Annotated in this window: 6 protein-coding genes; 2 read left to right on the top strand and 4 right to left on the bottom strand. The window is 73.5% G+C overall.

Annotated features, from left to right (window positions below; genetic code table 11):
* Positions 1-809, top strand: an 809-nt coding sequence (locus SZN_RS34185; protein ID WP_007504240.1) for a PQQ-binding-like beta-propeller repeat protein, incomplete at its 5' end; no start/stop codon positions are given.
* A 129-nt stretch (positions 810-938) separates the two neighbouring features.
* On the opposite strand, the gene ilvD is transcribed toward SZN_RS34185, so the two are convergent.
* The 4 genes from ilvD to SZN_RS34205 all read right to left on the bottom strand — a co-directional run bounded on the left by ilvD (position 939) and on the right by SZN_RS34205 (position 5,876).
* On the bottom strand, positions 939-2,792 hold the full coding sequence (gene ilvD, locus SZN_RS34190) for a dihydroxy-acid dehydratase (RefSeq protein ID WP_007504241.1): 1,854 nt from the start codon (positions 2,790-2,792) through the stop codon (positions 939-941).
* 326 nt (positions 2,793-3,118) lie between these two features.
* Positions 3,119-3,736 carry a TetR/AcrR family transcriptional regulator gene (locus tag SZN_RS34195; RefSeq protein WP_007504242.1) on the bottom strand — a complete coding sequence of 206 codons (618 nt, stop codon included), beginning with the start codon at positions 3,734-3,736 and terminating at the stop codon, positions 3,119-3,121.
* A complete protein-coding gene (locus SZN_RS34200; RefSeq protein WP_208865889.1) occupies positions 3,733-4,557 on the bottom strand; it encodes a sugar phosphate isomerase/epimerase family protein in 825 nt (274 codons plus the stop codon). The genes SZN_RS34195 and SZN_RS34200 overlap by 4 nt, the downstream gene beginning before the upstream one ends.
* A gap of 386 nt (positions 4,558-4,943) precedes the next feature.
* Entirely contained in the window at positions 4,944-5,876 is a 933-nt protein-coding gene (locus tag SZN_RS34205; RefSeq protein WP_007504244.1) for a Ppx/GppA family phosphatase, read from the bottom strand.
* Between the two features lie 74 nt (positions 5,877-5,950).
* Between SZN_RS34205 and SZN_RS34210 the strand changes: the two genes are divergently transcribed.
* Entirely contained in the window at positions 5,951-6,808 is an 858-nt protein-coding gene (locus tag SZN_RS34210; RefSeq protein WP_007504246.1) for a DUF3109 family protein, read from the top strand.
* Positions 6,809-6,881 lie beyond the last annotated feature (73 nt).

Below are 6,881 nucleotides of genomic sequence, written 5' to 3' on the forward strand. Positions count from 1 at the left end.
CGCCGCGGGCGCTCGACGCGCGCACGGGCGAGGTGCGCCGGCAGCCGGACGCCCCCGCGGCCACCGCGCTGACGGCCGCCGCGGGGATGGTGCTGCTCACCGGCTCGGACGGCACGGTCACCGCGGTCGACGGCGGCTCGGGGAAGACGGCGTGGAGCCGTTCCTTCCCGGGCCACCGCGCGCCGGTCCTCGTCTCCTTCGCCGGGGAATCGGCGGTGTACACGGTGAGCGCCTCGGCCGACGGATCGCGCACCCGGATCACGGCGGTGGACCCGGCCTCCGGCGAGGTGCGCTGGGACGCCACGCTCGACGGGACGATGCGGCCGGCCGGCGCGTCGGACGGGGCGCTCTACCTGGCGTCCGTCGACGGGGTCTACAGCGAGACCCGGGCCGTCGTCCGCTACTCCCCCGCCGACGGCACGTCCCGGCGGGTGGCCCTGCCGGTGGCGCTCCAGCAGGCGCACGGCACCGCGTACAAGGACGTCGTGTACCTGACGGGCGGCGGCGGTTCGCTGGTCGCCGTCGACGTGCGGGCCCGCAGGCAGCTGTGGAGCCTGGAGACGTCCGTGGTGCGGACGTCGGCGCCGGTCACGGACGGGCGGCGGGTGTACGTGAGCGCGCCCGACGGGCGGCTGCTGGCCGTGGACGCGCGCAGCGGTCGGCTGCTGGGGCAGACGCCGCCGCGGCTCGGCGCCGGTGGTGTGGCGGCCGACCTGCCCGAGCCGGTGCTCGCGGGCGGCCGCGTCCACGCGGCGGCACCCGACGGCACGGTCTTCGCCGTGGACGCGCGGGACCCGTCGGCCTGGTGAACTGCGCGGGCCGCCTCCCGGGGCGGGAGGCGGCCCCCGTGTACGGTCCTGCGGCGCGCACCGTCTTCGCGCGTGCACGGCCCCGCGGCGCGTACGGCCGTCGAACGCGTGCGGACGGCGAAGCGGCGGTCAGCCCAGCTTCGTCACGTCGCGCACCGCGCCCTTGTCCGCGCTGGTCGCCATGGCCGCGTAGGCGCGCAGGGCGGCGGAGACCTTGCGCTCGCGGTTCTTCGGGGCGTAGGCGCCGTTCAGCGCCTGCTCGCGGCGGGTGAGTTCGGCGTCGTCGACCAGCAGCTCGACCGTGCGGGCCGGGATGTCGATGCGGATGCGGTCGCCGTCCTCGACGAGGGCGATCGTGCCGCCGGACGCGGCCTCCGGGGAGGCGTGGCCGATGGAGAGTCCGGAGGTGCCGCCGGAGAAGCGGCCGTCGGTGATCAGCGCGCAGGTCTTGCCGAGGCCGCGGCCCTTGAGGAAGGACGTCGGGTAGAGCATCTCCTGCATGCCGGGGCCGCCCTTGGGGCCCTCGTAGCGGATCACGACGACGTCGCCGTCGGTGACCTGCTTGTTGAGGATCTTCTCGACGGCCTCCTCCTGCGACTCGCAGACGACCGCCGGGCCCTCGAAGGTCCAGATGGACTCGTCGACGCCCGCGGTCTTCACCACGCAGCCGTCCACGGCGAGGTTGCCCCGCAGGACGGCCAGGCCGCCGTCCTTGGAGTACGCGTGCTCGACGCTGCGGATGCAGCCGCCCGCGGCGTCCTCGTCCAGCGCCTCCCAGCGCTCGGACTGCGAGAACGCCTGCGCGGACCGGACGCATCCGGGGGCCGCGTGCCACATCTCGACGGCCTCCGGCGAGGGGGAGCCGCCGCGCACGTCCCAGGTCTTCAGCCAGTCGGACAGGGAGGGGCTGTGCACGGCGTGCACGTCCTCGTTGAGCAGTCCGCCGCGGTGCAGTTCGCCCAACAGGGCGGGGATGCCGCCGGCGCGGTGGACGTCCTCCATGTAGTAGGTGCGGTCCTTGGCGACGTTGGGCGCGACCTTCGCCAGGCAGGGGACGCGCCGGCTGACGGCGTCGATCTGCTCCAGGCCGAAGGGGACGCCCGCCTCCTGGGCCGCGGCCAGCAGGTGCAGGATCGTGTTGGTGGAGCCGCCCATGGCGATGTCGAGGGCCATGGCGTTCTCGAAGGCCGCGAAGGTGGCGACGGACCGCGGCAGGACGGTCTCGTCGTCCTGCTCGTAGTAGCGGCGGGTGATGTCCATGACCGTGCGGGCCGCGTTCTCGTACAGGGCCTTGCGGGCCGTGTGCGTGGCGAGGACCGAGCCGTTGCCGGGCAGGGACAGGCCGATGGCCTCGGTCAGGCAGTTCATCGAGTTGGCGGTGAACATGCCGGAACAGGAGCCGCAGGTCGGACAGGCGTTCTCCTCGATACGGAGGATGTCCTCGTCCGAGATCTTGTCGTTCACGGCGTCGGAGATGGCGTCGACCAGGTCGAGCGTGCGGACCGTGCCGTCGACCAGGGTGGCACGGCCGGACTCCATGGGGCCGCCGGAGACGAAGACGGTGGGGATGTTCAGCCGCAGGGCGGCGTTCAGCATGCCCGGGGTGATCTTGTCGCAGTTGGAGATGCAGATCAGGGCGTCGGCGCAGTGCGCCTCGACCATGTACTCCACGCTGTCGGCGATCAGGTCGCGCGAGGGCAGGGAGTACAGCATCCCGCCGTGGCCCATGGCGATGCCGTCGTCCACCGCGATGGTGTTGAACTCGCGCGCGATGCCGCCGGCCTCGGTGATCGCCTCGCTGACGATCCTGCCGACGGGCTGGAGGTGGGTGTGGCCGGGCACGAACTCGGTGAAGGAGTTCGCCACCGCGATGATGGGCTTCCGGCCGATGTCCGCACCGGGTACACCGGAGGCGCGCATCAGGGCGCGGGCGCCCGCCATGTTGCGGCCGTGGGTGACTGTGCGGGACCTCAGCTCGGGCATCGTCGCTCGCTCCTTCAGGGACTTCGGGGACTGCGGAGACTTCAGGGACTGCGGGACTGCGGGACTGCGGTCAGAGACGTCTGACTGGTAACGAGCGTACGCCCGTCATCCAGAGGGCGGGACGACGCGTCCGGAATACGGGACGTATGTCTCGGGGGCGGAGGCCGCCGGGCTCGGCCCGGTCCCGCCGGGTCCCGCCCGGTCCCGCCCCGGTCTCACCGGCCCCGCTCGGTCTCAGCCGTGCCTCGGGGGCATCACGGATCTCACGGGTCGCAGGGGTCTCACGGATCTCACGGGTCGCAGGGGTCTCAGGGGTCGCAGGGGTCTCAGGGGCCGGTGAGGTGCCCCTGCACCACGGGCGCCACCCGGGCGATGACCTGCTCCACGTCGGCGGAGGCGATCGGTTCGATCCTGATGACGTACCGCATCATCGCGATGCCCACGAGCTGGGCGGCGGCGAGTTCGACGCGCAGTTCCGCGTCCGGGGCGTCGATCTCGCCGGCGATGCGGCGCATCAGCTGCGCGGTGACCATCCGCCGGAAGACGGACGCGGCGACGTCGTTGTTGACGGCCGAGCGGACGATGGCGAGCAGCGGCTTGCGGGTGACGGAGTTCTCCCACAGCCCGAAGAGGACCCGGGTCATCCGCTCGCCGACGTCGTCGAGGGGCGCGGCGAGCACCGCGTCGCGCACCGTGAGGGCGGGCGCGAAGGCGACCTCGACCGCGGCCTCGAAGACCTGCTCCTTGGTGCCGAAGTAGTGGTGCACGAGCGCCGAGTCGACCCCGGCCGACTTGGCGATGCCGCGGACGGAGGTCTTGTCGTAGCCGCGCTCGGCGAACTCCTCGCGGGCCGCGGCGAGGATCCGGTCCCGGGTGCCGGCGGACTCCGTGCGCGGGGGCCGGCCGCGGCGCCGGGAGCCGCTGCCCCCGGGGCTGTCCGTCACGGCCGGGGCACCTTCACCGGCGAGGCGAGGTGCAGGCGGGTGAAGGCGAGGGCCTCGGCGAGGTCGGCCTCGCGTTCGGCGCTGGACATCGCGCGCCGGGTGTTGACCTCGATGACGACGTGGCCGTCGAAGCCGGTCAGGGCCAGGCGCTCCAGCACCTGTGCGCAGGGCTGGGTGCCGCGGCCGGGGACCAGGTGCTCGTCCTTGGCCGAGCCGCGGCCGTCGGCGAGGTGGACGTGGCCCAGGCGGTCGCCCATGCGGTCGAGCATCGCGAGGGCGTCGCTGCGGGCGGTCGCCGCGTGGCTGAGGTCGATCGTGAAGTGGCGGTAGTCGTCCTTGGTGACGTCCCAGTCGGGGGCGTAGGCGAGCATCTCGCGGTCGCGGTAGCGCCACGGGTACATGTTCTCGACGGCGAACCGCACGTCCGTCTCGTCGGCCATGCGCCACACGCCCTCGACGAAGTCCCGGGCGTACTGCCGCTGCCAGCGGAAGGGCGGGTGGACGACGACGGTGCCGGCGCCGAGCTTCTCCGCTGCGGCACGGGCGCGCTGGAGCTTGGTCCAGGGGTCCGTGGACCACACGCGCTGGGTGATCAGCAGGCAGGGCGCGTGGACCGCGAGGACCGGGATGCGGTGGTAGTCGCTGAGCCGGCGCAGCGCCTCGACGTCCTGGCTGACCGGGTCGGTCCAGACCATGACCTCGACGCCGTCGTACCCGAGGCGCGCGGCGATCTCGAAGGCCGTCGCCGTCGATTCCGGATAGACGGAAGCCGTCGACAGGGCGACCTTCGCATCCGGGACGCGCACCACTGGTTCTGCCACGAGGGACAGCGTACGGGGCACCGCTCGGGCAGGGTGAACCGCTGCCCGCACGCCCGCCACGAGGGCGGACGACCGGCCACCGGGGCGAACTGGGGTTATGCGGACCGGGGGCGTCCGGAGCGCGGGAGGGGGTGTGTGGCGGGGTTCACGCCGGGGTGCAGGCGGGGGCGCGGGACGGGGGCGGCGGGGGCGACTGGGTACACGCGGGGCGCGGGAGTGCGGGGCGCGGGTGCCGGGGTTCACGCCGGGGCGCGGCGGGCCCGGCCGGTGTGGCTGGTGTGGCTGGTGCCACCGATGCGCCCGGTGCCGCCGGGAACGCGGCGCGCTCCCCGCGGGCCCCGTCCCGTCACGTCCCGTCCCGTCACTTCACGTCACTTCACGTCACTTCACGTCACCGTCAGGTGGTCCAGCTTCCGCAGGATCACGCCCTCGCGCAGGGCCCAGGGGCAGATCTCCAGTGTCTCCACGCCGAACAGGTCCATCGCGCCCTCGGCGACGAGGGCGCCCGCGAGGAGCTGTCCTGCCCGGCCCTCCGAGACGCCGGGCAGTTCGGCGCGCTGGTCCTCGGTCATCCCGGCGAGCCGGGGCACCCATGCCTCCAGGGACTCCCGCTTCAGATCGCGCTGGACGTACAGCCCCTCGGCGGAGCGGGCCGCCCCGGCGATGCGGGCGAGCTGCTTGAACGTCTTGGAGGTGGCGACCACGTGGTCGGGCGCCCCGAACCGGCTGAACTCGCCGACCGTCCGCGCGATCCGGGCCCGCACGTGCCGGCGCAGCGCGCGTATGTCCTCCGCGGCCGGGGGGTCGCCCGGCAGCCAGCCCGCCGTGAGCCGCCCCGCGCCCAGCGGCAGGGACGCCGCGGCGTCGGGCTCCTCGTCGATGCCGTACGCGATCTCCAGGGACCCGCCGCCGATGTCCAGCACCAGCAGTTTCCCGGCGGACCAGCCGAACCAGCGGCGGACGGCCAGGAAGGTCAGCCGCGCCTCCTCCTCGCCGGTGAGGACGCGCAGCTGGACACCGGTCTCGCGCCGCACGCGCGCGAGGACGTCGTCGGCGTTGCGGGCTTCGCGCACCGCGGACGTCGCGAACGGCAGTACTTCCTCCACGCCCTTGTCCTCGGCCGCCTGGAGTGCCTCGTGGACGACGCCGATCAGCCGGTCGACGCCGTCCGGACCGATGGCGCCGTCGTCGTCGAGCAGTTGGGCAAGGCGCAGGTCCGCCTTGTGCGAGTGCGCGGGGAGCGGGCGCGCGCCGGGATGCGCGTCCACCACCAGCAGATGCACCGTGTTGGAACCCACGTCGAGGACACCGAGTCTCATGTACGGCACGCTACTGCCACCGGGGCGCTGCGCAGTCCTCGAAGGGGCGGGCGCGGACGCCGTACCCTGGACGCGTGCCAAAGACGAAAAACGCGAAGAACGACAAGACGGCCAAATCGGCCAAGGGTTCTTCGCAGGCGAAGACCGCCGCGAAGACGAAGCGGCCGCAGCAGGGCCCGGAACCGGACGAGAAGGGCCTGGACTTCGCCCGCGCGTGGGTGGAGTTCCCGGATCCGGCGGACGACGAGCAGGTCTTCCGGTGCGATCTGACATGGCTGACCTCCCGCTGGAACTGCATCTTCGGCAGCGGCTGCCAGGGCATCCAGGCGGGCCGCGCCGCCGACGGCTGCTGCACGCTGGGCGCGCACTTCTCCGACGAGGACGACGAGAAGCGCGTCGCGGATCATGTGGCGAGACTGACGCCGGAGATCTGGCAGCACCACGACGAGGGCACGGCGCGCGGCTGGGTCTCGCAGGACGAGGACGGCGACCGCCAGACCCGCCCCTTCGAGGGCTCCTGCATCTTCCAGAACCGCCCCGGCTTCGCGGGCGGCGCGGGCTGCTCGCTGCACATCCTGGCCCTGAAGGAGGGCCGCGAGCCGCTGGAGACCAAGCCCGACGTCTGCTGGCAGCTCCCGGTCCGGCGGACCTACGACTGGATCGACCGGCCCGACGACACGCGCGTGCTCCAGGTGTCGATCGGTGAGTACGACCGCCGCGGCTGGGGTCCGGGCGGGCACGACCTGCACTGGTGGTGCACGTCGGCGACCTCGGCCCACGGCGCCGGCGACCCGGTGTACGTGTCCTACCGGGCGGAGCTCACGGAGCTGATGGGCAAGGCGGGCTACGACCGCCTGGTCGAGCTGTGCGAGGAGCGGCTGGCCTCCCAGCTGCCGCTCCTCGCTCCGCATCCGGCCGACCCGGCCGGCTGACCGCGGGTGCGGCCACCGGAGCCGGTGCCGCGGCGGGCCGCGTTCGCCCGTCGGGGAGCGGCCCGCGGTGCGT

Origin of the sequence: Streptomyces zinciresistens K42, assembly GCF_000225525.1 — a bacterium.
Classification (GTDB): domain Bacteria; phylum Actinomycetota; class Actinomycetes; order Streptomycetales; family Streptomycetaceae; genus Streptomyces; species Streptomyces zinciresistens.

Excerpts from the sequence above, each read along its gene's own strand:
- ilvD (WP_007504241.1), bottom strand. The coding sequence starts at position 2,792 with ATGCCCGAGCTGAGGTCCCGCACAGTCACCCACGGCCGCAACATGGCG.
- SZN_RS34205 (WP_007504244.1), bottom strand. The coding sequence starts at position 5,876 with ATGAGACTCGGTGTCCTCGACGTGGGTTCCAACACGGTGCATCTGCTG.